The 25,350-nt window shown below is 61.9% G+C and carries 27 protein-coding genes; 15 read left to right on the top strand and 12 right to left on the bottom strand.

The window, feature by feature from the left end:
• Window positions 1-16 precede the first annotated feature (16 nt).
• The 4 genes from JN279_RS25440 to JN279_RS25425 form a co-directional block, all read right to left on the bottom strand.
• Entirely contained in the window at window positions 17-805 is a 789-nt protein-coding gene (locus tag JN279_RS25440) for a class I SAM-dependent methyltransferase (protein WP_096457100.1), read from the bottom strand.
• Window positions 806-1,051: 246 nt separating this feature from the next.
• Window positions 1,052-1,534: a 30S ribosomal protein S9 gene (gene rpsI, locus JN279_RS25435; RefSeq protein WP_027028580.1), complete on the bottom strand. Its 483-nt coding sequence runs from the start codon at window positions 1,532-1,534 to the stop codon at window positions 1,052-1,054.
• Between the two features lies 1 nt (window position 1,535).
• The gene (gene rplM, locus JN279_RS25430) at window positions 1,536-2,000 is read right to left on the bottom strand and encodes a 50S ribosomal protein L13 (protein ID WP_010915638.1); all 465 of its coding nucleotides are present in this window, start codon (window positions 1,998-2,000) and stop codon (window positions 1,536-1,538) included.
• A gap of 214 nt (window positions 2,001-2,214) precedes the next feature.
• Window positions 2,215-2,679: a PaaI family thioesterase gene (locus tag JN279_RS25425; RefSeq protein ID WP_096457103.1), complete on the bottom strand. Its 465-nt coding sequence runs from the start codon at window positions 2,677-2,679 to the stop codon at window positions 2,215-2,217.
• A gap of 154 nt (window positions 2,680-2,833) precedes the next feature.
• Here JN279_RS25425 and JN279_RS25420 point away from each other — a divergent pair, with 154 nt between their 5' ends.
• The 7 genes from JN279_RS25420 to JN279_RS25390 all read left to right on the top strand — a co-directional run bounded on the left by JN279_RS25420 (window position 2,834) and on the right by JN279_RS25390 (window position 8,278).
• Complete coding sequence (locus JN279_RS25420) at window positions 2,834-3,655, top strand: enoyl-CoA hydratase (RefSeq protein WP_096457105.1); 822 nt, start codon at window positions 2,834-2,836, stop codon at window positions 3,653-3,655.
• 2 nt (window positions 3,656-3,657) lie between these two features.
• Window positions 3,658-4,080, top strand: a complete 423-nt coding sequence (locus JN279_RS25415) for a VOC family protein (RefSeq protein ID WP_096457108.1) — start codon at window positions 3,658-3,660, stop codon at window positions 4,078-4,080.
• A gap of 13 nt (window positions 4,081-4,093) precedes the next feature.
• On the top strand, window positions 4,094-4,870 hold the full coding sequence (locus JN279_RS25410) for an AAA family ATPase (protein WP_096457111.1): 777 nt from the start codon (window positions 4,094-4,096) through the stop codon (window positions 4,868-4,870).
• Window positions 4,867-5,388, top strand: coding sequence for a CoA-binding protein (locus JN279_RS25405; RefSeq protein WP_096457114.1), 522 nt, complete (start codon window positions 4,867-4,869; stop codon window positions 5,386-5,388). Before JN279_RS25410 ends, JN279_RS25405 begins: the two co-directional genes overlap by 4 nt.
• A gap of 160 nt (window positions 5,389-5,548) precedes the next feature.
• Window positions 5,549-6,829: an O-acetylhomoserine aminocarboxypropyltransferase gene (locus tag JN279_RS25400; protein WP_019857664.1), complete on the top strand. Its 1,281-nt coding sequence runs from the start codon at window positions 5,549-5,551 to the stop codon at window positions 6,827-6,829.
• A gap of 90 nt (window positions 6,830-6,919) precedes the next feature.
• A complete protein-coding gene (locus tag JN279_RS25395; protein ID WP_446720425.1) occupies window positions 6,920-7,267 on the top strand; it encodes a cupin domain-containing protein in 348 nt (115 codons plus the stop codon).
• A 231-nt stretch (window positions 7,268-7,498) separates the two neighbouring features.
• Window positions 7,499-8,278, top strand: coding sequence for a glycosyltransferase family 25 protein (locus tag JN279_RS25390; protein WP_202350557.1), 780 nt, complete (start codon window positions 7,499-7,501; stop codon window positions 8,276-8,278).
• A 63-nt stretch (window positions 8,279-8,341) separates the two neighbouring features.
• Here JN279_RS25390 and JN279_RS25385 read toward each other — a convergent pair whose 3' ends face one another.
• The gene (locus JN279_RS25385; RefSeq protein ID WP_244734146.1) at window positions 8,342-9,412 is read right to left on the bottom strand and encodes a hypothetical protein; all 1,071 of its coding nucleotides are present in this window, start codon (window positions 9,410-9,412) and stop codon (window positions 8,342-8,344) included.
• A gap of 25 nt (window positions 9,413-9,437) precedes the next feature.
• The gene (locus tag JN279_RS25380) at window positions 9,438-10,688 is read right to left on the bottom strand and encodes a cytochrome P450 (RefSeq protein WP_096457126.1); all 1,251 of its coding nucleotides are present in this window, start codon (window positions 10,686-10,688) and stop codon (window positions 9,438-9,440) included.
• Between the two features lie 105 nt (window positions 10,689-10,793).
• Here JN279_RS25380 and JN279_RS25375 point away from each other — a divergent pair, with 105 nt between their 5' ends.
• Window positions 10,794-10,898, top strand: coding sequence for an NAD(P)-binding protein (locus JN279_RS25375; RefSeq protein ID WP_244734145.1), 105 nt, complete (start codon window positions 10,794-10,796; stop codon window positions 10,896-10,898).
• A gap of 70 nt (window positions 10,899-10,968) precedes the next feature.
• Here the strand turns inward: JN279_RS25375 and JN279_RS25370 are convergent, their stop codons facing one another.
• A complete protein-coding gene (locus tag JN279_RS25370; protein WP_096457129.1) occupies window positions 10,969-11,559 on the bottom strand; it encodes a hypothetical protein in 591 nt (196 codons plus the stop codon).
• 340 nt (window positions 11,560-11,899) lie between these two features.
• Here JN279_RS25370 and clpP point away from each other — a divergent pair, with 340 nt between their 5' ends.
• From clpP to JN279_RS25350, 4 genes are all read left to right on the top strand, one after another.
• Window positions 11,900-12,529: an ATP-dependent Clp endopeptidase proteolytic subunit ClpP gene (clpP, locus tag JN279_RS25365; protein ID WP_010915650.1), complete on the top strand. Its 630-nt coding sequence runs from the start codon at window positions 11,900-11,902 to the stop codon at window positions 12,527-12,529.
• Between the two features lie 295 nt (window positions 12,530-12,824).
• Window positions 12,825-14,099 (top strand): ATP-dependent Clp protease ATP-binding subunit ClpX, encoded by a 1,275-nt coding sequence (gene clpX / locus JN279_RS25360; protein WP_023759839.1) that lies wholly within the window; start codon window positions 12,825-12,827, stop codon window positions 14,097-14,099.
• A 274-nt stretch (window positions 14,100-14,373) separates the two neighbouring features.
• On the top strand, window positions 14,374-16,785 hold the full coding sequence (gene lon, locus JN279_RS25355) for an endopeptidase La (protein WP_202350556.1): 2,412 nt from the start codon (window positions 14,374-14,376) through the stop codon (window positions 16,783-16,785).
• A gap of 197 nt (window positions 16,786-16,982) precedes the next feature.
• Window positions 16,983-17,255, top strand: a complete 273-nt coding sequence (locus tag JN279_RS25350; RefSeq protein ID WP_006201846.1) for an HU family DNA-binding protein — start codon at window positions 16,983-16,985, stop codon at window positions 17,253-17,255.
• Window positions 17,256-17,341: 86 nt separating this feature from the next.
• On the opposite strand, the gene JN279_RS25345 is transcribed toward JN279_RS25350, so the two are convergent.
• Entirely contained in the window at window positions 17,342-18,364 is a 1,023-nt protein-coding gene (locus JN279_RS25345; protein ID WP_202350555.1) for an aldo/keto reductase, read from the bottom strand.
• A 120-nt stretch (window positions 18,365-18,484) separates the two neighbouring features.
• Between JN279_RS25345 and JN279_RS25340 the strand changes: the two genes are divergently transcribed.
• Complete coding sequence (locus JN279_RS25340) at window positions 18,485-19,111, top strand: SIS domain-containing protein (protein ID WP_446720360.1); 627 nt, start codon at window positions 18,485-18,487, stop codon at window positions 19,109-19,111.
• Between the two features lie 3 nt (window positions 19,112-19,114).
• Complete coding sequence (locus tag JN279_RS25335) at window positions 19,115-19,858, top strand: creatininase family protein (RefSeq protein WP_202350554.1); 744 nt, start codon at window positions 19,115-19,117, stop codon at window positions 19,856-19,858.
• Here JN279_RS25335 and JN279_RS25330 read toward each other — a convergent pair.
• The 4 genes from JN279_RS25330 to JN279_RS25315 form a co-directional block, all read right to left on the bottom strand.
• The gene (locus JN279_RS25330) at window positions 19,855-20,169 is read right to left on the bottom strand and encodes a hypothetical protein (protein ID WP_202350553.1); all 315 of its coding nucleotides are present in this window, start codon (window positions 20,167-20,169) and stop codon (window positions 19,855-19,857) included. The two genes, JN279_RS25335 and JN279_RS25330, sit on opposite strands and share 4 nt — an antisense overlap.
• Window positions 20,166-21,083: a carbohydrate ABC transporter permease gene (locus JN279_RS25325; RefSeq protein WP_095201531.1), complete on the bottom strand. Its 918-nt coding sequence runs from the start codon at window positions 21,081-21,083 to the stop codon at window positions 20,166-20,168. The genes JN279_RS25330 and JN279_RS25325 overlap by 4 nt, the downstream gene beginning before the upstream one ends.
• 11 nt (window positions 21,084-21,094) lie before the next feature.
• Entirely contained in the window at window positions 21,095-22,216 is a 1,122-nt protein-coding gene (locus JN279_RS25320; protein ID WP_202350552.1) for a carbohydrate ABC transporter permease, read from the bottom strand.
• A gap of 97 nt (window positions 22,217-22,313) precedes the next feature.
• On the bottom strand, window positions 22,314-23,981 hold the full coding sequence (locus JN279_RS25315; protein WP_202350551.1) for an ABC transporter substrate-binding protein: 1,668 nt from the start codon (window positions 23,979-23,981) through the stop codon (window positions 22,314-22,316).
• A gap of 287 nt (window positions 23,982-24,268) precedes the next feature.
• On the opposite strand from JN279_RS25315, the gene JN279_RS25310 reads away from it, so the two are divergent.
• Window positions 24,269-25,324 carry an ABC transporter ATP-binding protein gene (locus tag JN279_RS25310; protein WP_202350550.1) on the top strand — a complete coding sequence of 352 codons (1,056 nt, stop codon included), beginning with the start codon at window positions 24,269-24,271 and terminating at the stop codon, window positions 25,322-25,324.
• Window positions 25,325-25,350 lie beyond the last annotated feature (26 nt).

The raw sequence follows: 25,350 nt of genomic DNA, 5'->3' as shown, positions 1-25,350 counted from the left end.
TAAGGCGCCGCACGCATCAAGCGGCCTTTCGCCCCTTGATCGCCGTCGACCAGGCGTGAATCGTGATCGCTCCCGTGGCGCTTGCCGGCAGTCTGTCCTTTAGTCGGCGTCTCAGCTCCGCGCTCTCCGCATCCGACAGCTTCCCGGCGATTCCGCTCGGGCTGCTCACGACCATGGATAGCCAATAATCGTCGAAGTCGGCGAAGGTGCGTTCGACGACAAGCTCGCGCGTCTCGACATCGCGGATGCCGAGCTCCGCCCAAAGCGCCTTCAGCGCCGCGAAACGCGAGACCTCCGCGCTCGGCGGACGTGCGGCCGGTTTGCCCATCGCGTCCATCTCCTCCCACAAATGCTGCGTAGGGGTGCCGCCGCGCATGACGTCCCAGGTGTAGGACGCGACAATGCCGCCGGGCTTGGTGACGCGGAGCATTTCCGAGGCGCCCTTGCGCGGGTCGGGGACGAAGAACAGCACCAGCGCCATCACCGCGACGTCGAAGCGGTTGGCGTCATAGGGAAGGGCCATCGCATCGCCAATCGACAGCTCGACCTGCTTTGCCGAGATTCTTTGCCGAGCAGTCGCAATCTGCGCGTCGGAGGGATCGATCGCGCAAACGGACGAAGGGGCGGACTTCGCTAGAATGAGCTCAGTGAACGCGCCGTTGCCGGCACCGACATCAACCCAGGCCCGTCCGGAGTCCGGCGCCAGCCAGTCGAGGAACAAAGCCCCGGCGGATCGGCTCCAGGGAGCCATGAAGCGCTCGTAAGCCGCGCCGTCGGTGAATTTGATCGGTTCGGGTGACGACATCTGAGATCTCCCCTAAGAATTACCTATCCAGATATCCTTTGGACCGAAAAGGCCGGTCCCTGTTTCGTAGCATGGTGCCGCGCCGCCCGCGACGGGCCGCGGCAAATTTGCCGAACCTGACATTTTCCGGATGTGCAACACGGCTTGCATCTATCGCGACGCAAATCATTCCGCCGGATAGGATGCGCGCAATGCAAAAAGGCCGCCCGGAGGCGGCCTTTTCGATTGTCTGAAGTTTCGTAGCGCTTAGCGCTTCGAGAACTGGAAGCTGCGGCGGGCCTTTGCCTTGCCGTACTTCTTCCGCTCGACGACGCGGCTGTCGCGGGTCAGGAAACCGCCCTTCTTGAGCACGGCGCGCAATGCCGGCTCGTAGTAGGTCAGCGCCTTGGAGATGCCGTGACGAACAGCACCGGCCTGGCCGGAGAGGCCACCGCCGACGACAGTGGCGACGATGTCGTACTGGCCCGAACGGTTGGAAGCGATGATCGGCTGGTTGAGGATCATCTGCAGGACCGGACGCGCGAAATAGGTCGCGAATTCCTTGTCATTGACGACGATCTTGCCGGAACCCGGCTTCACCCAGACGCGCGCGATGGCGTTCTTGCGCTTGCCGGTGGCATAGGCGCGGCCCGACTTGTCGAGCTTCTGGACGTGGACGGGGGCTGCCGGCTGGGTGTTGGTATTGCCCGTGGCGGCGCCCAGTTCTGCGAGCGAGGAAAGCTCAGCCATCTTATGCGACCTTCTTGTTCTTGGAATTCAGCTTGGCCACGTCGAGGACTTCTGGCTGCTGGGCGACATGCGGATGCTCTGCGCCTGCATAGACGCGCAGGTTCTTCATCTGGCGACGGCCGAGCGGGCCACGCGGGACCATGCGCTCAACGGCCTTCTCGACGACACGCTCGGGGAAACGGCCTTCGAGCAGCTGGCGCGCGGTGCGCTCCTTGATGCCGCCGGGGTGGCCGGTGTGCCAGTAATAGACCTTGTCGGTGAACTTCTTGCCGGTGAACACCACCTTGTCGGCATTGATGACGATGACATTGTCGCCATCGTCGACATGCGGGGTGAAGGTCGGCTTGTGCTTGCCGCGAAGATGATTGGCGATGACAGTGGCGAGACGACCAACGACGAGACCTTCGGCGTCGATCAGGATCCACTTCTTCACCACATCCGCAGGCTTCTGCGAAAAGGTTGTCATGTTTTCTGCTCTCGGTTCTGACCTTCACGGGGAAGGCGTTTCTTGTTGCTTGGATTGGCGATAAGCGCTTGCCCGCCGCCAATAACAAAACGGCGGCCTTTGCGGGCCGCTGCTTCGTGAGGGCTTATAGGCGAGGGGGCTTTGCGCGTCAAGCCGACCGAAAAGTCATCAAGCGAAGAAATATTAGCAAAAACAATTAGTTAGGTAAAAGGTATTATTTTACCACATCGCTGCTTCGCTTCGGCGGGATCGAATAGGTGCCCGTGGCGTGCGCGATCGTCTGTCCCTCAGGACCGGCGACGATGTCGATGTCGAACACCATCAGGCTCTTTCCCAGCTTCAGGATGCGGCAATGGCCATCGATCGGCCCGGCCTCGGCCTTGCGCACGAAGTTGATGTCGAGGTTGACCGTGACGGACAGCGCATCGGGCCCGGCATGCGAGAGCACGCAGACATAGCCGCCAATGTCGGCCAGCGTGAACAGCGACGGGCCGGACACGGTTCCGCCCGGACGCAAATGCCGCTCGCCGGCATTGAGCCGCACGGTGCAGCCGCCCGGGAAAACGTTGATCGCCTCGTAATATTTGAACTGCTCGTTGAGTTGCGGATAGACGGTTTCCATCAGCACATTGACTTGTGCCGCGGTCAGCACCGGTTTGAGATTGGTCTGGGCGGGCATGTCGGTCTCTCATTCTGCGCCAGCCCTGTATGAGCGCGGCAGGGCGTTCCTGGCAACACCTTCGATCCCCTGGCGCAAGCGATGGGTGTTGGATGAAAGCCGATCCGATATTAGATAGTCTGCCAGCCCGACCGGAATCGTGGAGACCCTAGCCATGGCCGAAATCCTTGCCATCAAGCCTGCTCCTGTTGAAGGTCCGGTTGTCGCACAACTGGACAAGGGCGTGCTGCGTCTCACGCTCGCCAATCCCCCCGCCAACGCTCTGTCGCTGGCGGTGATGGCGGCGCTGACGGCGGAACTCGACCGCGCCAAGGCCGACAAGGCCGTTCGCGTCATCATCCTGTCGGCGGCCGGCAAGGTGTTCTGCGCCGGCCATGATCTCAAGGAAATGACCGCGCGTCGCGCCGACGCCGATCGCGGCAAGGCCTTCTTCGAAGAGACGTTTGCCGCTTGTGCCCAGTTGATGCAGGCGATCGTGCGCCATCCCTTGCCTGTCATCGCCGAAGTCGATGGCCTGGCCACCGCTGCCGGCTTGCAGCTTGTCGCCAGCTGCGACCTGGCGATCGCTTCGCATGAGGCGACCTTCTGCACACCGGGCGTCAACATCGGCCTGTTCTGCTCGACGCCGATGGTGGCGCTCTCGCGCAACGTCTCGCGCAAGCAGGCGATGGAGATGCTTTTGACCGGTGAAACGATCGACGCGGCAACGGCCAAGGACTTCGGCCTGGTCAATCGGGTCGTACCGCGCGAATACCTGAATCAGATCGTCACCAAATACGCGCAAACCATTGCTTCCAAATCATCTTTGGTGGTCAAGACCGGCAAGGAGGCCTTTTACGCGCAGGCCGAAATGGGGCTGGCGGACGCCTATGCCTATACCGGCCGCATCATGGTCGAGAACATGCTGGCGCGCGACGCGGAAGAAGGCATCGGCGCCTTTATCGGCAAGCGCAAGCCGGAATGGACGGACGAGTAACCTTGGAACCGCGCATCTCCATCATCACGATCGCGACGGACGATCTCGATCGCGCGGTGCGTTTCTACGAGGCGATGGGCCTGAAACGGCATGCCGGCATCACCGACGGCGTCGCCTTCTTCCAGATGGGTGGCGCCATTCTCGGCCTGTTTCCACGCAAGAGCGCCGAAGAGGATTCCGGCATCACCTTCGCCAAGGCGCCGTCCGCCGTCTATCTCGCCTACAACACCCGCTCCGATGCCGAAGTCGACGAGGTGCTGGCGATGGCCGAGAAAGCCGGCGGCCGCATCGTCAAGCCGGCCGGTCGCGCCTTCTGGGGTGGCTGGTACGGCTATTTCGCCGATGCCGACGGCCATGTCTGGGAAGTGGCGCACAATCCGGCCTTTCCGATCGCGGAAGACGGCACGATTTCGCTGCCTGATTGATGTTGACCAGGTGATGGCCTACCGCAAGCAGCTGACGCGGCTCAGGGCCCCCTATCTCAAGCGCATCCTGCTTGAACCGACGCGAGTCGAGGACTGGGAAAAATACCCCTGGAACCTGCCACTGTTTCGCGGCCACGAATTCGAACTCGAATTCACCACGCCGATCACCATCATCGTCGGTGAGAACGGCACCGGCAAATCCACGCTTCTTGAGGCGATCGGCGCGCTGGCCGGCTACGACGAGGCCGGTGGCGGCAAAGGCTATCGCCCAGTCGACCACTCCGGCGCCATCGACAAGAGCGGCGCTGCGCTGGCAGACACATTCCGGGGTCACTGGCTGCCAAAAGTCACTGCCGGCTGGTTCTTTCGCGCCGAATCCTTCTACTCGGTCGCTCGTTACCTCGATCAGGCGGCGCTGACGTCTGGTGGGGCTCCGCCGGATTTCCTGTCCTGGTCGCATGGCGAAGGCTTTATCCGTTTCTTCGAGGAACGCTGCCGCAGGCAAGGCATCTACATCCTCGATGAGCCGGAAAGCGCGCTGTCTCCATCGCGCCAGATCGAATTGCTGAAGATGCTGCGGCGCATGGACCAGTCGGGCACCGCGCAGGTGATCATGGCGACGCACTCACCGCTGTTGATGGCTTGTCCCGGTGCGCGGCTGTTCCGCATCAGCCGGTTCGGGCTCGAGCCCGCCGACTTCCGGGATACGGACCACTTCCGCATGTTGCGCGATTTCAGCAATGATCCGGATGGTTTTCTCGCCGAGGCGTTGTATGAGGACGAGGCATGAATCACGATAGCTACGACAACGCCTACATCGGCGACATCCTCAATTCGGTGAAGACCATCGCCATGGTCGGCGCGTCGGCCAATGACGTCAGGCCGAGCTATTTCGTGCTGAAATACCTGCTGGCCAAGGGCTTTTCGGTGTTTCCGATCAATCCCGGTCAGGCCGGCAAGGAAATCCTCGGCCGCATGACCTATGCCAGGCTGGCTGACATTCCGGAGCCGATCGACATGGTCGATATCTTCCGCGCCGCGACCGCGGTGCCGGGCATCGTCGACGAGGTGTTGCGGCTCGATCCCTTGCCGAAAGTCATCTGGATGCAGCTCGGCGTGCGTCATGACGAGGCGGCCGCGCGCGCCGAAGCCGCCGGCATCAAGGTGGTGATGAACCGCTGCCCCAAGATCGAATACGGCAAGCTCTCCGGCGAAATCGGTTGGACCGGCGTCAATTCGGGCGTCCTGTCGTCCAAGAAACCGCTGATGCGCCAGGGGTTCCAGAGTTTCGGCGTGCGCCAGAAATAGGCAGCGGCCGAAAAGCGCAAAATTATTCCGGCTGACGCCGTATTTTCCTGCGGCTTGGTCGAAGGTCCCACGTCGAAGGGTATTTTCTTCTTTGCATTCCGAGCCGGGCTTCGCCAAGAATGCCCGGCGATTTTCAGAAGGTTCTCGAGGGAGGTTTTCAGTGACCCGTACGCCCGGTTTCAACACACTCGCCGTCCATGCCGGCGCCAAGCCCGATCCGGCCACTGGCGCGCGCGCCACGCCGATCTACCAGACGACCTCCTTCGTCTTCGACGATGCCGACCACGCCGCCTCTCTGTTCGGCCTGAAGGCCTTCGGCAACATCTACACCCGCATCATGAACCCGACCCAGGCCGTGCTTGAAGAGCGCGTCGCGGCACTAGAGGGCGGCACGGCCGCCCTCGCGGTCGCATCCGGCCACGCCGCGCAGGTCATCGTCTTCCACAATCTCATGCAGCCAGGTGACAATTTTGTAGCCGCGACAAGGCTCTATGGCGGCTCGATCAACCAGTTCGGCCATGCCTTCAAGAACTATGGCTGGGAGGTGCGTTGGGCCGACACCAACGACATCTCGACCTTCGAAAGCCAGATCGACGACAGGACCAAGGCGATCTTCATCGAGAGCCTGGCCAATCCGGGCGGCACCTTCGTCGATATCGAAAAGATCGGCGACATCGCCCGCAAACACGGCCTGCCGCTGATCGTCGACAACACCCTGGCCTCGCCCTATCTGATCCGGCCGATCGAGCATGGCGCCGACATCGTCGTGCACTCGCTGACCAAGTTCATCGGCGGCCATGGCAATTCCATCGGCGGCGTCATCGTCGATGGCGGCACCTTCGACTGGTCGAAGTCGGGCAAGTACCCAATGCTGTCGGAGCCGCGTCCCGAATATGGCGGCCTCGTGCTGCACGAAACCTTCGGCAATTTCGCCTTCGCCATTGCAGCCCGCGTGCTTGGCCTGCGCGATCTCGGCCCGGCGATCTCGCCCTTCAACGCCTTCCTCATCCTGACCGGGCTGGAAACCTTGCCGCTGCGCATGCAGCGCCACTGCGACAATGCGGTCACGGTCGCCGGCTGGCTGTCGAACCATCCGAAGGTCGCCTGGGTGAACTATCCCGGCCTGCCCAGCGACAAGAACAATGCGTTGCAGAAGAAATATTCGCCGCTCGGCGCTGGTGCGGTGTTCACCTTCGGCCTCAAGGGCGGCTACGAAGCCGGGGTCAAATTCGTCGAGGCGCTGGAGCTGTTTTCGCACCTGGCCAATGTCGGCGACACCAAGTCGCTGGTCATCCACCCGGCCTCGACCACGCACCGCCAGCTTTCCGATGAGCAGAAGGTCAAAGCCGGCGCCGGCCCGGACACCGTGCGGCTTTCGATCGGCATCGAGGATGTCACTGACATCGTCGCCGACCTCGAACAGGCGCTCGCCAAGGTTTGATTTTTACCCTCCTCCTTGTGGGGAGGGTCGGCGCAGGCGCCGGGGTGGGGGTGAGCCGGCCTGTGGCCGGCTCTTTCATGGAGGCAAATCCTGTCCACGCATTATCTGACAATATCGACTGACACCGTCGACGCCGAACATGGCGCTCCTGCTGCGGATCGCCTGATCTCGGGTGATCCGAAATTCCGCACCTGGAACGTCGAGGAGCGGGATGGCGGCCTCTATGCCGGCCTCTGGGAATCGACCCCGGGCAAGTGGCGCATCGTCTATGACGAATGGGAATTCTGCCACATCCTGTCCGGCGTTTCGGTGATCGCGGAAGACGGCGGGCAAGCGCGTACCGTCAAGGCCGGCGACAGTTTCGTGCTGAGGCCGGGCTTCAAGGGCAGCTGGGAAGTGCTTGAAACGACTCGCAAGGAGTATGTAATCAAGCTGTAGGCGGCCGATCAGATGGCGCGATCAACATCGCTATTGGAAATGCATACCGCGGATCTGGCTCAGCGGCCATAACTGTCGGCAGTGACGCAAAGTTGACTGCAGTTTGGCGCGCTCATATAGAACCTTTGAACGGCTACAAGGACTGCCGGTGAACTTCCTGTCCAAAGCGGAGACACGAAGTAAAGATCGCTAATGGCTTTCATGCCTCGGGGAACCACGGTGAAGTGTCTGGTGATCAATCTTGACCGGTCCCCTGATCGGCTGGCTGACGTCACGGCGGAATTTTCGCGCATTGGAATTCCCTTCGAACGCGTTTCGGGAGTTGATGCGGCGACTGGGGCTCCTGTCGTCGCTCCCCCGCTCACCGCGGCGGAGGTCTGCTGCTTTCTCAGCCACCGTCTGTGCTGGCAAATCATCGCGGATGGCCCCGATCGATATGGCGCAGTCTTCGAGGATGACGTTGTGTTCAGTCATGACGCCGGTGCAATGCTGGCCGGTGACGACTGGGTCCCGCAAGACGCGGACGTGGTCAAGCTTGAAACATTCTTTGTCCCCGTGAGGCTTGGAAACCGGCAGGTTCCCGTCAAGAACGGATACTCCGCAACGCGGCTCGTCGGTCAGCACATGGGCACATGCGGTTATATCCTTTCGAAGAAGGTCGCACGAAGGCTGCTCAAGAGCACCAGGCGCCTCAAGGCGACGGTCGATTTCGTGCTCTTCAGTCCAACAGAGATGACCACCGCGCGCAGCACGACCTATCAGTTGATGCCCGCGCTCTGCGCCCAGGCCCAGTTCGTTTCGGAGGACCGCGGCCCTTCGACTTTGATCCAGTTCGCTCCGCCGCCGCCGAGAAACAAGCGCGTCATTGACAGGATAAAGGCAGAGGCCACTCGCGCCTTCGCGCATCTTCGAAACAGAAGCTTTTTTGCGACACTGAAGGTTGACGCCGTGCCGCTGCGTTTTCCGCTGGCTATGCAGGCCAACATAGACCCCGGCCCGATCCCGGCATAGGTGCCTCTCGGAGGTTTTCGCCAAACGAGCGTCGATCTTGCCTCGGTCAGCGGTTACAGCGATCTACTTCGCTGGAAATTGGCTAAGGCAGGCTTCCGATGCCTTGTCGTGCGCGGTCAGCAAGTCGGCGTCCTGTGCCTCGACATCGGCGTCCGATATCTCGTCGCGATAATATTGCGCCAGGAGGTCGAGCCCGTCCTGGCTGACGCCATAGGTCGGGATCTCCCGGGCGAGGCAGCCGCAAAGCGCGAGTGCGCGATCGGGCGAGCCGATCTTGTGGTTGGTCAGGATGAAATCCTGCGCCGGGCAGGCATCGAGAAATGCGCCGAAGTTCAGCTTCTGCTGAGGCTTATCGCCATGATCGAAATAGGCCAGCGGCCATTGGCTTTTGCCGCTTGCGACATCGCAGCCTGTGGCGACGTCCTGGGCACTTTTCGACAAAGCGAGCCAGGCATCCTCCTTGTCGCCGATGGGATACTCAACATCCTGCCCGGCAATCGAAGCCGTATAGGCATCAAGGTCGGCCTGTTTGAAGCCGACGACCTGAAATCGGTTGAACTGGCATTGGCATGCCGTGGCCGCCTGTTCCGCTTCGCCCTCGGCCGGCTGCTCGCCCAACTTGCTTTTCTGGCAGGCGGCCACGAAGGCTGCGCCATCGAGCGTCGAAGCTGGAAAAGTGGAAGTGTCGACATAGCGCGTTCCATCCCAACCAATCGTCATCGTGTCGGACTGGATGTCGAAAAAGCCGTTTCGCTTGAAGGGGCTGAGCGCGATCTTGTCCTGTGGCACCAGCCGCGCGCCGGGAATATCGCCCAAAACCTCATGGTAGCTGTCGCCCTCCAGGACGAACAGGAAGTTGCCGCATTTGACGCCGTCGCAGCCCGGCGCGTAGCGGTAGGCGAAGATTTCAGGCAAGCCGTCGAGATTGAGATCGGCCTCGATGGCGAAGGACGCCAGCGGCAGGCCTTTCGATCCGGTCTGCCGTTCCAAAAGCCCCATCGCCATTTTCTGGGCGATGGCCATGCTGTTTTCCCAGGGAATGTTTTCCGGCTGTTGCTGGGCGCGTGCGACACCCAGGCAGGCGCATAGCAAGGCCAATGCGAACGCCGTCGCCGGTCTCCAGAACAGTCTCATCGCGCAGCCCCAGGCCCGCGATCGTTCAGAAGCCGACGGCGAGCGTTTCCAACCCATGGAAGTGGTAAGTGTCGCGGAAGCGGGGCTGTTCGGCAAGATGCAGTTGCGGATGCCGTTCGAACAAAGTCTTCAGCGACACCTGCAATTCGAGCCGCGCCAGCGGCGCGCCGATGCAGAAATGGATGCCGGCGCCGAAGGACACGTTCTTCTGGTCGGTTCTATCAGGCCGGAAGGCCTGCGGTTCCGCAAAGGCGCGCGGATCGTGATTGGCCATGCCGAGCAAAAGCCCGATGGTCTGTCCCGGCTGCACGACGATCCCGGGCGCAATCTCAATCTCCTGATAGGCGTAGCGCATGAACATATGCAGCGGCGCGTCGAAGCGCAGGCATTCCTCGACCGTTGCAGCGGCCGCTTCCGCCGAGGTGAAGAAGCGGCCGGGATCGCCGCCTTGCGCCAGGATCGAGCGCACCGCATTGCCGGTCTGATGCACGGTCGCCTCATGGCCGGCATTGAGCAGCAGGATGGCCGAGGACACCATCTCATCCTCGGTCAGTCTCTGGCCGTCCTCCTGCGCCGAGATCAGCAGTGAAAGCAGGTCGTCTCCAGGGTTCTTGCGCCGCTCGGTGACGTAACCGCGCAGGAAATCGGCAAATTGGCCCGCAGCGCGATTGGCCGTCTCCTCGGTCTCGCGCGTGCGGCCATGGATGTACATGGCGACCATCTGATGTGACCAGTCGAGCAGTTGCGGCCCCATCTCGACCGGCACGCCAAGCATTTCGGCGATGATGATGATCGGCAGGGGGGAGGCGAAGGCGGGCAAAAGGTCGACCGGTCCGGTCGGGTCAAACCGGTCGATCAGCTCGTTGGCGAGCGCTTCGACACGCGGCCGCAGCCGCTCGACCTGGCGCGAGACGAAGGCGCGGTTGACCAGTGTCCTCAGCCGCGTGTGCACCGGCGGTTCCAGCTCAAGCATGGAGTTGGCTTCAATGCCGTCGAACGCCTTGAGATGGCTGCGATCCTGGCCGACGCCGCGGCTGTCGGGAATGCCGGCGGGGTTCTGGCGGCCGAAGCGGCGGTCGCGCAGCAGCCGGTTGACATCGTCGAAGCCGCCAAAGCACCAGAAGCCGAATTCGTCCCAGAAAAAGGCATTCGAGACGCGGTGCAGGAAACCATAGGCCTCGTACGGGTTCAGGAAGAAAGCCGGCTCGTGCGGGTCGAGCCTGAGGCGCCGGGTGGCTGGATCAAGGGCGAGGTAAGGGAGGGTCGATTTGGTCATGCCAGACCCATAGCGCGGCTTGCAGGCCTCATTCCAGACCGTATGTTGGCGCCCGCAACCCAATGAATTGAACCAGCCGATACGGCCGCGGAAGGCCTGACGGGTGTGACTGTCGTTGGCGCGGGGTTTGCCGGTCTCTCCACGGCCTCGTCTTTGGCCAAAGCCGGCCACAGCGTGTCGAGGGTGGCAACGGCGATATCGCCGGCCTGAAGACGTGGCTGCGAACGGAGGAGGCCTGAGTGCAGGCCAGATCGCTGCGGCTCAGGCTATGCCATGCCCGTTAATCCTGGCAATGCCTGGGAATATGCACGCGCCGCCAGCCTGACGACCCTTCGCGCACCAGCACGCGCCGCGCCACGGTCTGGTAGGAGGCTGGAACGTCGATGATGCGTCTTTGCTCGGGCTGCACCAGCACTTCCTCGGCGATCCGGTCATATTGCGCCGGGATGACGACCCGCCGCGTGCGTTCAGGCTGGATCACCACCGTCTCGGCGACGCGTTCATAGCGTGCCTTATGCCAGATCTTGCAGAGCACCTTGCGACCATGGATGACGCGCCATTCCCAGGAATAGCCACCGTCGTCGACTTGCACCGTGTGATAGACGGTTCGTGTGACGGCGGGCACGACCTCGTAGGTCACCTGAGCCGGGACGGTCATCACCACGCGTTCACGCGTGCCGTAGATGGGCGGGGTGTAGTCGACCTGCTGGCCGGGTGGGTTGACCATCACGTCTTCATAGACCGTGTCGTAGACATCGGGCGTGCGGACCGGTTCGTAACACTCTACGGCGCGGCCGCCGGCAGCCGTCTGCGAAGTGGTGCCGAGCATGACCAGCCCGGCAACAGCGAAGGATGCGCTTCTCCTGAACATGACACTCCCCCTGTTTGAACCTTGCACACAAGTTCAACGTTGAATTGTAGGGGAAGCCGCGGCTGAGAAAAGCGGTTTTGCCGCATTTCGTTAAGTGACGCGGTTAAGAAATTGCTACGTTGCGGACCGGTTCCGCCTGCTCCAGGCCGGCGCAGACGTCCGGCGATGCGAATCCTTGGCCGTAAAGCTTGATTCGACTTACCCAGATGGCTAGGACGGGTCGGCCTTGCACAAGGATGAGCCGGCATCCTATCTACGGAACAACGATCCAGAACCGATTCTGCCCGAGCGGCCAGCATTCCCGGCGCCGGAATCCCCACCGCGAGATAAGAGATAACCGATGAAGAACCCCGTCGAAACCTACATGAACCTCGTTCCGATGGTGGTCGAACAGACCAATCGCGGCGAGCGGGCCTACGACATCTTCTCGCGCCTCCTCAAGGAGCGCATCATTTTCATCACCGGTCCGGTCGAGGACGGCATGGCGACGCTGGTCTGCGCGCAGCTCCTGTTCCTCGAAGCCGAGAACCCGAAGAAGGAAATCAACCTCTATATCAATTCGCCGGGCGGCGTCGTCACCTCCGGCATGGCGATCTACGACACCATGCAGTTCATCAAGCCGGCCGTTTCGACGCTCTGCATCGGCCAGGCTGCCTCGATGGGCTCGCTTCTTTTGACCGCCGGCCACAAGGACATGCGCTTCGCCACGCCGAACGCCCGCATCATGGTTCACCAGCCGTCCGGCGGCTTCCAGGGCCAGGCCTCCGACATCGAGCGCCACGCCATGGACATCGTCAAGCTGAAGCGCCGTCTCAACGAGGTCTATGTCAAGCACACCGGCAAGAGCTACGAGGAGATTGAACGCACGCTCGACCGCGACCATTTCATGACCGCCGACGAAGCCAAGGATTTCGGCCTCATCGACAAGGTCATTTCGTCGCGCGAACCGGCTGAAAGTGCCGTGGCATAAGGGCTTGGTGGCAGTTGGATGACACCATCACGCGCTTTTGGCGTGTTTTGCGGCATTTCGGCCACAATTGGCTGTTCCCTCGACGGTCGGGATTGCCTACGTTAAGGCTATGTTGATTTTCGACGGCTTAGCTTTGTGTGGGGTTGCTGCGAATCATTGCCACGTTTTCTGATTTGTGTTTCGTACGGAATACGTTGCGGGAGCCGGGACACTGGCGGCGGCGGATTCCCGCGATAAATAGAGTATGCGCCCTTTCAGCCAGACCATCGGCGGGCGGCCATGAAAGGACAGGAAAATGAGCAAGGTCGGCAACAACAGCGGTGACTCGAAGAACACGCTTTATTGCTCGTTTTGCGGCAAAAGCCAGCATGAGGTGCGCAAGCTGATCGCCGGTCCGACGGTCTTCATCTGCGACGAATGCGTCGAGCTCTGCATGGACATCATCCGCGAGGAGAACAAAACCTCGATGGTGAAGTCGCGCGAGGGCGTGCCGACACCGCAGGAGATCCTCAAGGTTCTCGACGACTATGTCATCGGCCAGCCCTACGCCAAGCGCGTGCTGTCGGTGGCGGTGCACAACCACTACAAGCGCCTCGCGCATGCCGGCAAGAACAACGATGTCGAGCTGGCCAAGTCCAACATTCTGCTGATCGGCCCGACCGGTTGCGGCAAGACGCTGCTCGCGCAGACGCTGGCCCGCATCATCGACGTGCCGTTCACCATGGCTGACGCCACGACGCTGACCGAAGCCGGTTACGTCGGCGAGGACGTCGAGAACATCATCCTGAAGCTGCTGCAGTCGGCAGACTATAATGTCGAGCGGGCCCAGCGCGGCATCGTCTACATCGACGAGATCGACAAGATTTCGCGCAAGTCCGACAATCCCTCGATCACCCGTGACGTGTCGGGCGAGGGCGTGCAGCAGGCGCTGTTGAAGATCATGGAAGGCACGGTCGCCTCCGTGCCGCCGCAGGGCGGCAGGAAGCATCCGCAGCAGGAGTTCCTGCAGGTCGACACCGCCAACATCCTGTTCATCTGCGGCGGCGCCTTCGCCGGGCTGGACAAGATCATCTCGGATCGCGGCAGAAAGACCTCGATCGGCTTCGGCGCCATCGTCGCTTCGCCGGAGGATCGCCGCACGGGCGATGTGTTCCGCCTGGTCGAGCCCGAGGATCTGTTGAAGTTCGGCCTCATTCCGGAGTTCGTCGGCCGTCTGCCGGTCCTGGCGACGCTGGAGGACCTCGACGAGCCGGCGCTGATCCAGATCCTGACCGAGCCGAAGAATGCGCTGGTCAAGCAGTACCAGCGGCTGTTCGAGATGGAAAATGTCGACCTGACCTTCCACGAGAACGCCCTGTCGGCGATCGCCAAGCGCGCCATCGAGCGCAAGACAGGCGCGCGCGGCCTGCGTTCGATCATGGAAGCGATCCTGCTCGACACCATGTTCGAACTGCCCGCGCTTGAAGGCGTGCGCGAAGTGGTGATTTCGGAGGAAGTGGTGACCGGCAGCGCCCGGCCGCTCTACATCTACTCCGAACAGAAGGAAAAGAAGGGCAATGTCAGCGCCTGATATGGCACTTGACCCCATATTTTTGTGGAACGGCGCCGTTGCGGCGCCGTTTTGCTGTGAAGGGCACGCGGCCTTTGCCATGGAGTGGATTTGCAGGCGATGTTAACTCTTGATCTTTGCCCTGCTTGCATCCACCTAACACGAGAAGGCCGAGGTGCCCGATTTCTGTGCTGTAAAACTCCCGTCACAAACGGTGGTAGGCGGAACGATCCCCGGTCGTTAATATAAGATTCGCGGTTGGCCTGATGGTGGCCGCGACATGAAAGGTTGGACAATGGCCAAAATATCCAAGGCTCCCAGCGACGGCGTCTTCGCAGTCCTCCCACTGCGCGACATCGTGGTGTTTCCGCACATGATCGTTCCGCTCTTTGTCGGGCGCGAGAAGTCGATCAAGGCGCTGGAAGAGGTGATGGGTCAGGAAAAGCAGATCCTGCTTGCCACCCAGATGAATGCCGCCGATGACGATCCCGAGCCCGATGCCATCTTCGACATCGGCACGCTCGCCAATGTGCTGCAATTGCTGAAGCTGCCCGACGGCACCGTCAAGGTTCTGGTCGAGGGCGCTTCGCGTGCCAAGATCGTTTCGTTCACCGACCGTCCCGATTTCCACGAAGCCAGCGCCGCGGCGCTGGTCGAACCGGAAGAGGAAGAGGTCGAGGTCGAGGCGTTGGCGCGCTCGGTCGTCACCGACTTCGAAAACTACGTCAAGCTGAACAAGAAGATCTCGCCTGAAGTGGTGGGTGCCGCCAGCCAGATCGACGACTATTCCAAGCTCGCCGATACGGTTGCATCGCATCTCGCCATCAAGATCCCTGAAAAGCAGGAAATGCTGGCCACGCTCTCGGTCAAGGAGCGGCTGGAAAAGGCGATGGGCTTCATGGAAGCCGAAATCTCCGTGTTGCAGGTGGAGAAGCGCATCCGCTCGCGCGTCAAGCGCCAGATGGAGAAGACGCAGCGCGAATACTACCTCAACGAGCAGATGAAGGCGATCCAGAAGGAGCTCGGCGAAGGCGAGGACGGCCGTGACGAGGCCGCCGAGATCGAGGCGCGGATCAAGAAGACCAAGCTCTCCAAGGAGGCCCGCGAAAAGGCGGAAGCCGAGTTGAAGAAGCTCAGGACGATGTCGCCTATGTCGGCGGAATCAACTGTCGTGCGCAACTATCTCGACTGGCTGCTGTCGATTCCGTGGGGCAAGAACTCCAAGGTCAAGCAGGACCTGGCCTACGCGCAGAACGTGCTCGACACCGATCACTTCGGCCTCGACAAGGTCAAGGACCGCATCGTCGAGTACCTGGCCGTGCAGAGCCGTCAGAAGAAGCTGAAGGGGCCGATCCTGTGCCTCGTCGGCCCTCCCGGCGTCGGCAAGACCTCGCTCGGCAAGTCGATCGCCAAGGCGACCGGTCGCGAATTCATCCGCATGGCGCTCGGCGGCGTGCGTGACGAAGCCGAGATCCGTGGCCATCGGCGCACCTATATCGGCTCGATGCCCGGCAAGGTCATCCAGTCGATGAAGAAGGCGAAGAAGTCCAATCCGCTCTTCCTGCTCGACGAGATCGACAAGATGGGCCAGGACTTCCGTGGCGATCCTTCATCGGCGCTGCTCGAGGTGCTCGATCCTGAACAGAACTCGACGTTCATGGACCATTACCTCGAGGTCGAATACGACCTGTCGAGCGTGATGTTCGTGACGACGGCCAATACGCTGAACATCCCTGCGCCCTTGATGGACCGCATGGAGATCATCCGTATCGCCGGTTACACCGAGGACGAGAAGATCGAAATCGCCAAGCGGCACCTGATGCCGAAGGTGATCCGCGATCACGCGCTGCAGCCGAAGGAGTTCTCCGTCGGCGAGGATGCGATCCGCGCCATTATCCAGACCTACACCCGCGAAGCGGGCGTCCGGAGTCTGGAGCGCGAGCTGATGAAGCTTGGGCGCAAGGCCGTGACCGAGATCCTGAAGACGAAGAAGAAGACGGTGAGCATCACGGCGACGAACCTCGCCGACTACCTTGGTGTCCAGCGTTACCGGTTCGGTCAGGTCGAGGCTGACGATCAGGTCGGTGTCGTCACCGGTCTTGCCTGGACGGAAGTCGGCGGCGAGCTGCTGACGGTCGAAGGCGTCATGATGCCCGGCAAGGGCCGCATGACGGTGACCGGCAATCTGCGCGACGTGATGAAGGAATCGATTTCGGCGGCGGCTTCCTATGTCCGCTCGCGCGCCATCGATTTCGGCATCGAGCCGCCGCTGTTCGACAAGCGCGACATCCATGTCCACTTGCCGGAAGGCGCCACGCCGAAGGACGGCCCGTCTGCCGGTGCCGCCATGGCGACGGCCATTGTGTCGGTACTGACGGGTATTCCGGTCAGGGCCGATGTGGCGATGACTGGCGAGATAACGCTTCGCGGCCGCATCTTGCCGATCGGCGGCCTCAAGGAGAAGCTGCTCGCCGCTCTGCGCGGCGGCATCAAGAAGGTGCTGATCCCGGAAGACAACGCCAAGGATCTGGCGGAGATTCCGGACAATGTGAAGAACGGCATGGAGATCATTCCGGTCTCACGCGTCGGTGAGGTGTTGCGGCACGCATTGGTGCGTATGCCGGAGCCGATCGAATGGGTCGAACCGGTCAATCCACCGGCCTCGACCGACAGCGCCGATGATGCCGGAAAGTCGCTTGCGCATTAGGTTTTTCCTAAGGTTGCAGTGCTCAAACGGAAAGCCGGGCCTCGCGCCCGGCTTTTTCATGTGAAAAACCCCGGATTTCCGGGCTTTTTCCGCTTTTTTCCTGCCTTTTCGACTTGGTTGCGGGAACGCTTCTTTCTAAAGTCCGTTTCCTGCCGGATGAGTCGTTAGTTCCGGTGTTCTCATGGAAGGGAATTTTTATGAACAAGAACGAACTGGTGTCCGCTGTCGCCGACGCCGCGAGCATTTCGAAGGGTGACGCGCAGTCGGCGGTCGATGCGGTATTTTCCGTGATCACCGGCGAACTGAAGAAGGGCGGCGATGTCCGGCTTGTCGGCTTTGGCAATTTCACCGTGTCAAAGCGTGCGGCCTCGACCGGCCGCAACCCGCAGACCGGCGCCGAAGTGAAGATCCCGGCACGCACCGTGCCGAAGTTCTCGGCCGGCAAGGGCCTGAAGGACGCAGTCAACTAAGCGCGTTTTTCTTTTTCAGAGACACAGAAAAGCCGGGCTCGCCCGGCTTTTCATTTTTGTGCCTGCGGCAGTGAATGACCGCCGCGTCATGCGGTCGGCGCATCAGCGCGCATCAGGCCTTCCTTCTTGAGGTCCGCCCAGAGCGCCGCCGGCAGCTTCGCGTCGAGCAGCGCGCGGTTGCTTTCGACCTCGCTTGGCCGCTGGCCGCCGGGGATCACCGAGACGACCGACGGATGCAGCGCCGGAAATTGCAGCGCCGCCTCGATCAGCCTGACGCCATGGCGCGTGCAGACCGCCTCGATGCCGGCGACCCGCTCAAGAATGTCCTTCGGTGCTTCGGAATAGTTGTAGTAGGCACCGGGCTTCGGTCCTGTTGCCAGGATGCCGGAATTGTAGGGACCGCCCAGAACGATGCCGATGCCGCGCTTCTGGCAAAGCGGCAGGAAGGATGTCAGCGCCTCCTGTTCCAGCAGCGTGTAGCGCCCGGCAAGCAGGAACAGGTCGAAATCACCGCGCTCGGCCAGTGTCTGGGCAACCTGCCATTCGTTGATGCCGCCGCCGAACGCCTTGATCGCCCCCTGGTCGCGCAGCGACAGCAACCCGTAATAACCCGAGCGCATGAATTCCTCGATGCGCCGGTCGGATGCCTCCTTGCTGCCATGGGTGAAGATGTCGACATCGTGCACGAACAGGATGTCGATCCGGTCGACGCCGAGCCGCTCGAGCGAGGCCTCGAACGAGCGCATCACGCCATCATAGCTGTAGTCGTAGACTTCCCTGCGCGACGGCGTGTCGAAGAACTTGCCGATGCCCGTGCGCTCTTCCGGCGGGCAGGCGCGCATCAGGCGGCCGACCTTGCTCGACAGCACATAGTCGTCGCGCTTCTTGCCGCGCAGGAACGGATTGAGCCGTGTTTCCGACAGGCCGAGCCCATAGAGCGGCGCTGTGTCGTAGTAGCGGCAGCCGGTCGCCCAGGCGGCGTCGAGCGTGGCATTGGCATCCGCGTCCGAAACGGCACGGTATAGATTGCCGAGCGGTGCCGTGCCGAAGCCGAGCTCCGTAAAGGTGAGGCCGCCATTGCCGATGCGGTCGAAATGCCGTGTCTTCATGTCCTGCAGTTTTCCTGGGTTTGATCTGTCTGAGCTGATTTGTCTGACATGACACTATCACGCCTGTGGCCCCGCAAAAGCGTTGCGCGGCGTTGGACACGCATTTTCGCGGTTGCTAGCATGAACGAAATCAAGCTGTTCGTGGAAAAATCCCAGGACAATTTCGAGGGCGAGTTTGCCGTGAGCGACCGGAACGAAAACCTGTTCAAGACCGCGCTCGACGAACTCGGCGGCGTGCTGGCGCGGGTGGATGGCAGCCAAATCGACGCCGCCTGCAAGCTGTTGGCCGAAGCCAGGCAGATCGTCGTCTATGGCTGCGGCCGCGAGGCCTTGCAGGTCAAGGGTTTCGCCATGCGGCTCTACCACCTCGGCCTACCGGTCGCGGTGGTCGGCGACATGACCACGCCACCGCTGGGGCCTGGCGACGTCTTCCTCGCCAGTTCCGGGCCGGGAGAAACCTCGACGGTGCTCACCTTGATGCGCGTCGCGCGCGATGCCGGCGCGACCAACCTGCTTTTGACCGCCCAGGCCGGCGGCAATGCGGCAAAACTGGCCGACGCCACGCTGCTCATCCCGGCCCAGACCATGGCCAATGACCAGGGATCGCAAAGGACATCGGTGCTGCCGATGGGGTCGGTGTTCGAAGGCGCGCTGTTCCTGCTGTTCGAGGTGATGGTGCTGAAGCTCAAATCCCTGACCGGTGCGTCGCCTGAAGCCATGCGTGCCCGCCACACCAACATGGAATAGATCATGCGCTATGAACTGATGCTGCCGCACCAGATCCGCAAGGCGATTGCCGAGAATTGGCCGGTCGCCCTGCCACTCGGCGTGCTCGAATACCATGGCGAGCACATGGCCGTCGGCATGGACACTCTGGCCGTCATCAAGACGCTGGAACTGTTCGAGAAGGAGAGGAACATCGTCATCCTGCCGCCCTTCTACTACGGTGCTGCGAGCTACGCGGTGGCGCCGCCGGAGGGTACTGGCTCGGTGCAGGTCGGCGGCAATCAGCTGGCGCCGTTCGGCGAGGAACTGTTTTACAGCCTGCTGCGCATCGGTTTTCGCAACATCCACGCCATCGTCCATCATCAGACCGAGAATTTCGCCGCCGGCATGCCGACCGATCTCGCCTTCAAGACCGCCGGCCGCCAGGCGATCTTCCGCTTCCTTGAGAAGCAGCGGGGCGAGGGGTGGTGGGGCTCAAAGGACATGGCCGACTATTATGCCGGACATGCCGCGGGAGAAAATTTCTTCAACTGGGTGCAGGTGCATCCACTGATGCCGGCCGCCATGAACGGCAAGTACCCGTTCGACCATGCCGGCATCGGCGAGACTTCATTGATGCTGGCGCTATGTCCGGAGGCCGTCGATGCCGCCCGCTTCGCCGACAATACCGGCTGGTATACGGCTGATGCCAAGGACGCATCGGCTGAACTGGGGCAAAAGGGCGTCGCCATGATCATGGACCACCTGCGCGTGATCCTGAAGGCCTAACCCCGGCCTTTCAACCGCTCCGCCCGGTAGTCGGCGATCGACTTGTCCGGATCGCTCTTGGTGGCCACGCCCCAGATGAACGTGCCGGCGCCGGCTATCGCCAGGATGACGTAGAGGGCTATGCCAAGCGCCAGGTGATCGGCGTAAAAGCCCACCAGGGCCATGAGCAGGCCGCCGCAGAGCATCGCCAGCACAAAGCCGGCGATGACGGCGCGACCCTGCCAGGCGATCGGCATGACACCCTTGCCATAGCGGTCGCGGCCGACATAGCCGACACGGATGTTGCGTGCGAACCAGTATTGGTTCGTCACTTCACGGCTCCGGCGGTCATGCCCATGATGAGATAGCGTTCCAAAGCAATGCCGATGACCGCCAGCGGTGCGATCGCCGCCGTGGCAAGGGCAGCCATCGACCACCAGTTGATGCCTTGCGAGCCGGTCTGGCTCGCCACCATGACGGGAATGGTCTTGGCATCGGTCGAGGTCAAAAGGGCGGCGAAAAAATACTCGTTCCAGCACAGCACCATCGCCAGGATGAAGGCGGCGACCATGCCCGGCAGCGCGATCGGCATGACGATGCGGAAGAACGCGCCCCAGATCGACAGGCCATCGACGAGAGCTGCTTCCTCCAGTTCGACCGGGATCGAATTGAACTGGTCGCGCATGATCCAGATGACGATCGGCAGCACCATCAGCGTGTAGAGCAGGATCAGTCCGATGCGCGTGTCGAGCAGGCCGACTTCCCGGTAGAGCACCAGGAAGGGCAGAGCGAGCACGACGGGCGGCAGGATCAGCTGCGACAGGAAGAAGAAGGAGATGTCCTCGTTCTTGAACCAGGCGAACTTGTAGCGGTAGCGTGTGAGGCCGTAGGCGGCGAGGCTGCCGATGACGATGGCGAGGCTCGACGCGCCGACCGAGGTGATGACCGAGTTCATGAAGCGCTTGAAGAACTCATCGCGCACCGTCGAGGTCTCGAAGATCGAATCCGGCGAGAGGCCGAGCGATCGCCAGCCCTTCCAGTCCGGCTGGAAGTCGACGAAGGGAATCAGATGGCCCTGGGTGACATCGACCGCCGATTTGAACGAGGTCGTTAGCGTCCAGTAGATCGGGAACAGGCAGATGAAAGCCCAGAACACCAGCGCGCCATAGATGAAGACCCGGCTGGTGATGAAGCTCGCCGGAGAGCGGATTTCGGAAACGGTGTATTCGGTGGTTTGAACGCTCATGATTCCACCGCTCAATTGACGTTGCGCACGAAGCGGTTGGCGAATTTCAGCAGCCAGGTCACGAACACGACGATGATGACCAGATAGGCCATCGCCAGCATGGTGCCGTAGCCGACATTCGAGCGGTCGCGGTATTCGCGGTAGATGAAACTGGAGACGGAATCAGTGGCGCCACCAGGTCCGCCCGAGGTCACCGTGATGATGATGTCGGCCAGCTTCAGCTTGAAGATGATGCGCAGGATGACCGCCGTCACCGACACCGGCAGCATCAGCGGAAAGGTGACCTGCCAGAAGGTCTGCCACGCATTGGCGCCGTCGACCCGCGCGGCTTCGAGGATTTCGCGTGACATCGCCTGCAGGCCGGCGAGCAGCATGATCATCATGAACGGGATGAAGGTCCAGGCATCCAGCACCATGATCGAGATGCGGGCGATGATCGGATCCGAGAAGAAGGCCGGGTTTTCCCAGCCGAGATGGCGCGCCAGCGTCGCCGCCGGGCCGAAGCGATATTCCATCAGTGACTTGCCGACCATCCACGACACCGCCACCGGCGACAGCATCAGCGGCATCAGGAAAACGACGCGGAAGAATTTGCGCGCCCGAATCTGCGCGTTGAGCAGCAGCGCCAAGCCGAAGGCGATGACATATTCGACCAGCACGGCCAGCACGTAGAGCACCATGTTGAACAGCGCATTGCGATAGTAGGGATCGCCCAGCATCTGCCAGAAATTGTCGAGCCCGTTGAACCTGCGTCCGCTGAAGGAGGAGAGGTTCCAGTCGGTCAGCGCGATGTAGAAACCGAACAGCGTCGGGAAGATCACCATGGCGATGGTGAACAGCAGCGCCGGCAGCAGGAACAGCGCGCGCTGGCCGTCCTCGCCACGCGTCAGCACCTGGCCGATGCCGAGTGCCACGCCCCACAGCACATAGGCGTAGACCACGGGACGCCATGTCTCGAAGCCGATCGTGTCGACCTCGCTCTTGTAGAGGATCTGGACCAGGATCGTTGCCAGCAGGCCAAGCGTTGCAGCGGCCATCACCGCCCAGCCCAAGCGTTTGCGGCCTGGCGGTATCAGGTCGGATGGGACGGCGTTTGCCGGCCAATCCTTGGTGGGCAAAATCTGGTCAGCCACGCGTCTCGTCCGGTTGCAGAAGGCACTTCGCGACCGGCGGTGCCGGTCAAGGCAGGGTCCGGCGGCTTTCGTCGCCGGACCCTGGTTTACGCTACGATCAGGCCAGGCCGAGCGAGGCCTTGTAGAGCTTGATCTGCTTTTCGCGGCCGATCTGGTCGGTGAGCTTTTCCCAGGCCGCGGCGATGGCATCGGCGCCTTCCTGTGCCTTCATCTTGCCGGCGAAGGTGTTGGCCAGAATGTCCTCGGCGGCGGAATAGTACTGGAAGATGCCGGGGATGCGTGGCTCGATCGCCGCGTTCGGATGATTGTAGCTGTCGCCTTCCGACTTGAGGTAGGAGGTGATGAAGGCCTCGTCGTAGCCGGCCGCCACCCACTCCGGAATATCGAAATGCGAGTTGCGGTAGGGCTGGAAGCCGGACGGATACATCGCCGTCCAGATCGACAGGTCCTTGCCGCCGAGATGGGCGGCCGCGGACCAGGCCGCCTTTTTCTTCTTCTCGTCCTTGTCGACGCGGGCCATGACATAGACGCCCCAGCCGAGATAGGCGCAGTTCGGCGAATAGTTCGGCCCGCTGGCGAGCTTTTCCCACTTGCCGGTCTTGGAATTGTAGACGTCGTCCGAACCCGGCAGGATCGAGAAGCCGGTGACGTCGCCGATGACCGAGGAATCGTTGGTCTTGACGTTGGAGCCGATGTCGCCCCACCAGGGGATCATCGAACCCGTGCCGGCCAGGAACTGCTGGAAGCCGGTGGTGTTCGGGTCGGCGTTGATCTGGTCGGCCGGTTCGGAGGGCAGCGCGTCGATCACGTCCTGGATGGCGCGCACCCAGGCCGGATTGTTGATGCGCGGTTTCATCGTGTCGGCGTCGAACAGCCATGCCTTGTCATCGGGATGCTTGGCATAGGCGGTGGCGCGGCTGCCGAGGAAGTAGAAGCCGAAACCGCCCCAGGGCTTGGGCGCATCGAGATAGCCATAAACGTCCTGGCCCTTGAATTTCTTGCCCTTGAGGAACTTGGTCACGGCCTGTACCTGCTGCCATGTCTTCGGCACGCCCCATTCTCCTGCCCCGCCGCCGTCCTTCCACTGCTTGGCGAGGTCGGCATCGGCGAACACGTCGGTGCGGTAGTTGAAGTTGTGCGTGTCGCCGTCGATGGTGACGCGATACTGCTTGCCGTCCCAGGTGCCGACTGGCGGCTTCAGGTAGTTCACCAGATCGTCGAAATCGATCTGCTTCTTGACCCAGTCGGGCATCTCGGAGGTGAGGCCCTTGCCGCAGACATCGCCTTCGAAGGGCGCGCCCATCTCGATGATGTCGAAGTCGACCGTGCCGGTGGCGATCGACTGCTGCAGGCGGGCATTGTAGTCGGCCTGCGCCAGGTCGATCCAGCTGATCTTGGCGCCGGTATAGGCCTCCCACGGCTTCAGGAAGCCACGGAACAGCACATTGTGCAGGTTCTGGTTGTTGAGGCCCATGAAGGTCAACTCGACACCGGCGAATTCGCCTTCCTTGACATTGGCCTTGGTCGCCTCGAGGCAGAGTTCGCCGACCTTCTGGAAATCGGCATCGGTCGGCTGACCTTTGCCAACGCCAGGAATCTGCAGGATCTTCGAGCGCAGTTCGCTTGCGGCGGAAGCCGGGCGCGTGAAGGCGCCGAGCCCGGCGCCGGATGCCGCCGCGATCGCGGCCATACTGGCCGCACCCTTCAAGACGTCGCGCCGCGTGGCGCCGGCACGGACCAGTTTATCGTAAAGACCTGTTCTCATCGACTATTCCTCCCAGAATCAGTGTGAATGGATGTGGCCGCCTGTCGGACGCTGAAGCACAACGATGCTCCCGGCTCGGATACGAATTAGGCAGGACCCCACCCTGCGTCGATTAAAGTCCCGATTGCGGATCGGTGCCGACATTTGGACCAGCGCCTGCCACTATTCTCACAACCAAACGCCGTGTCAACGAGGCCGGGTTTTTATCTATAAGAGACCGACTTGCCCTGACAGGTCGCGTTGGTTAGCTTCTGCGCCTACGGCCAGTTGGAGCCGATGGGGGAGATATGGCTCAAGTCGCAATCAGCAAGGTGGCCAAAGCGTTTGGGACCGTCAAGGTTCTGCACGAAGTCAGCGTCGACATCGCTGACGGACAGTTCGTGGTGCTGGTCGGCCCCTCGGGTTGCGGCAAGTCCACGCTGCTCAGAATGGTGGCCGGGCTGGAGACCGTTTCCGGTGGCACGATCGCCATCGGCGACCGCATCGTCAACCATTTGCCGCCGGCAAAACGCGACATCGCCATGGTGTTCCAGAACTACGCGCTCTACCCGCACAAGACGGTCGAGCAGAACATGGCCTTTGCCCTCAAACTGCGCAAAACCGACCCGGCCGTGGTCGCCGAGCGGGTCAAGCGCGCCGCCGACATCCTCGACCTCAGCCCTTATTTGAAGCGCTATCCCCGGCAGCTCTCCGGCGGCCAGCGCCAGCGCGTGGCCATGGGGCGCGCCATCGTGCGCAACCCGCAGGTGTTCCTGTTCGACGAGCCGCTCTCGAACCTCGATGCCAAGCTGCGCGTGCAGATGCGCACGGAGATCAAGGAACTGCATCAGCGGCTGAAGACCACCACGATCTACGTCACCCACGACCAGATCGAGGCCATGACCATGGCTGACAAGATCGTCGTCATGCGCGACGGCCGCATCGAGCAGGTCGGCGCGCCGCTGGAGCTGTTCGACCGGCCGGCCAATCTGTTCGTCGCCGGCTTTATCGGCTCGCCGTCGATGAACCTGCTCAAGGGCGTCATGCGCAAGGGCGGCAAGCCCGGCGTCGACATTGCGGGCACATTGTTTCCGATTGGCGACAATGCCGCGCAGGACGGACAGGCCGTCGTCTATGGCGTGCGCCCGGAGCATCTGGAAATCCATCCCGACGGCGTGCCGGCGAAGATTTCGGTGGTCGAGCCGACCGGCTCGGAAACGCTGGTGTTCCTGCGCTTCGGCGACGGCGAGATGGTGGCGCTGTTCCGTGAACGCCACGACTTCAAGCCTGGCGACACGCTGACGCTGAAGCCGAGGCTCGACCAGATCCATCTTTTCGACGCCGAGACCGGCCAGCGTCTCTGATCTCAACGTCTCTGATCTCAAACGCA

This window comes from Mesorhizobium sp. 113-1-2, assembly GCF_016756475.1.
Classification (GTDB): domain Bacteria; phylum Pseudomonadota; class Alphaproteobacteria; order Rhizobiales; family Rhizobiaceae; genus Mesorhizobium; species Mesorhizobium loti_C.
This window is presented reverse-complemented; position numbering and strand designations above follow the sequence as displayed.

Excerpts from the sequence above, each read along its gene's own strand:
- JN279_RS25440 (WP_096457100.1), bottom strand. The coding sequence starts at position 805 with ATGTCGTCACCCGAACCGATCAAATTCACCGACGGCGCGGCTTACGAG.
- rpsI (WP_027028580.1), bottom strand. The coding sequence starts at position 1,534 with ATGGCTGAGCTTTCCTCGCTCGCAGAACTGGGCGCCGCCACGGGCAAT.
- rplM (WP_010915638.1), bottom strand. The coding sequence starts at position 2,000 with ATGACAACCTTTTCGCAGAAGCCTGCGGATGTGGTGAAGAAGTGGATC.
- JN279_RS25425 (WP_096457103.1), bottom strand. The coding sequence starts at position 2,679 with ATGCCCGCCCAGACCAATCTCAAACCGGTGCTGACCGCGGCACAAGTC.
- JN279_RS25420 (WP_096457105.1), top strand. The coding sequence starts at position 2,834 with ATGGCCGAAATCCTTGCCATCAAGCCTGCTCCTGTTGAAGGTCCGGTT.
- JN279_RS25410 (WP_096457111.1), top strand. The coding sequence starts at position 4,094 with ATGGCCTACCGCAAGCAGCTGACGCGGCTCAGGGCCCCCTATCTCAAG.
- JN279_RS25405 (WP_096457114.1), top strand. The coding sequence starts at position 4,867 with ATGAATCACGATAGCTACGACAACGCCTACATCGGCGACATCCTCAAT.
- JN279_RS25385 (WP_244734146.1), bottom strand. The coding sequence starts at position 9,412 with ATGAGACTGTTCTGGAGACCGGCGACGGCGTTCGCATTGGCCTTGCTA.
- JN279_RS25380 (WP_096457126.1), bottom strand. The coding sequence starts at position 10,688 with ATGACCAAATCGACCCTCCCTTACCTCGCCCTTGATCCAGCCACCCGG.
- JN279_RS25370 (WP_096457129.1), bottom strand. The coding sequence starts at position 11,559 with ATGTTCAGGAGAAGCGCATCCTTCGCTGTTGCCGGGCTGGTCATGCTC.
- clpP (WP_010915650.1), top strand. The coding sequence starts at position 11,900 with ATGAAGAACCCCGTCGAAACCTACATGAACCTCGTTCCGATGGTGGTC.
- clpX (WP_023759839.1), top strand. The coding sequence starts at position 12,825 with ATGAGCAAGGTCGGCAACAACAGCGGTGACTCGAAGAACACGCTTTAT.
- lon (WP_202350556.1), top strand. The coding sequence starts at position 14,374 with ATGGCCAAAATATCCAAGGCTCCCAGCGACGGCGTCTTCGCAGTCCTC.
- JN279_RS25350 (WP_006201846.1), top strand. The coding sequence starts at position 16,983 with ATGAACAAGAACGAACTGGTGTCCGCTGTCGCCGACGCCGCGAGCATT.
- JN279_RS25345 (WP_202350555.1), bottom strand. The coding sequence starts at position 18,364 with ATGAAGACACGGCATTTCGACCGCATCGGCAATGGCGGCCTCACCTTT.
- JN279_RS25340 (WP_446720360.1), top strand. The coding sequence starts at position 18,485 with ATGAACGAAATCAAGCTGTTCGTGGAAAAATCCCAGGACAATTTCGAG.
- JN279_RS25335 (WP_202350554.1), top strand. The coding sequence starts at position 19,115 with ATGCGCTATGAACTGATGCTGCCGCACCAGATCCGCAAGGCGATTGCC.
- JN279_RS25325 (WP_095201531.1), bottom strand. The coding sequence starts at position 21,083 with ATGAGCGTTCAAACCACCGAATACACCGTTTCCGAAATCCGCTCTCCG.
- JN279_RS25315 (WP_202350551.1), bottom strand. The coding sequence starts at position 23,981 with ATGAGAACAGGTCTTTACGATAAACTGGTCCGTGCCGGCGCCACGCGG.
- JN279_RS25310 (WP_202350550.1), top strand. The coding sequence starts at position 24,269 with ATGGCTCAAGTCGCAATCAGCAAGGTGGCCAAAGCGTTTGGGACCGTC.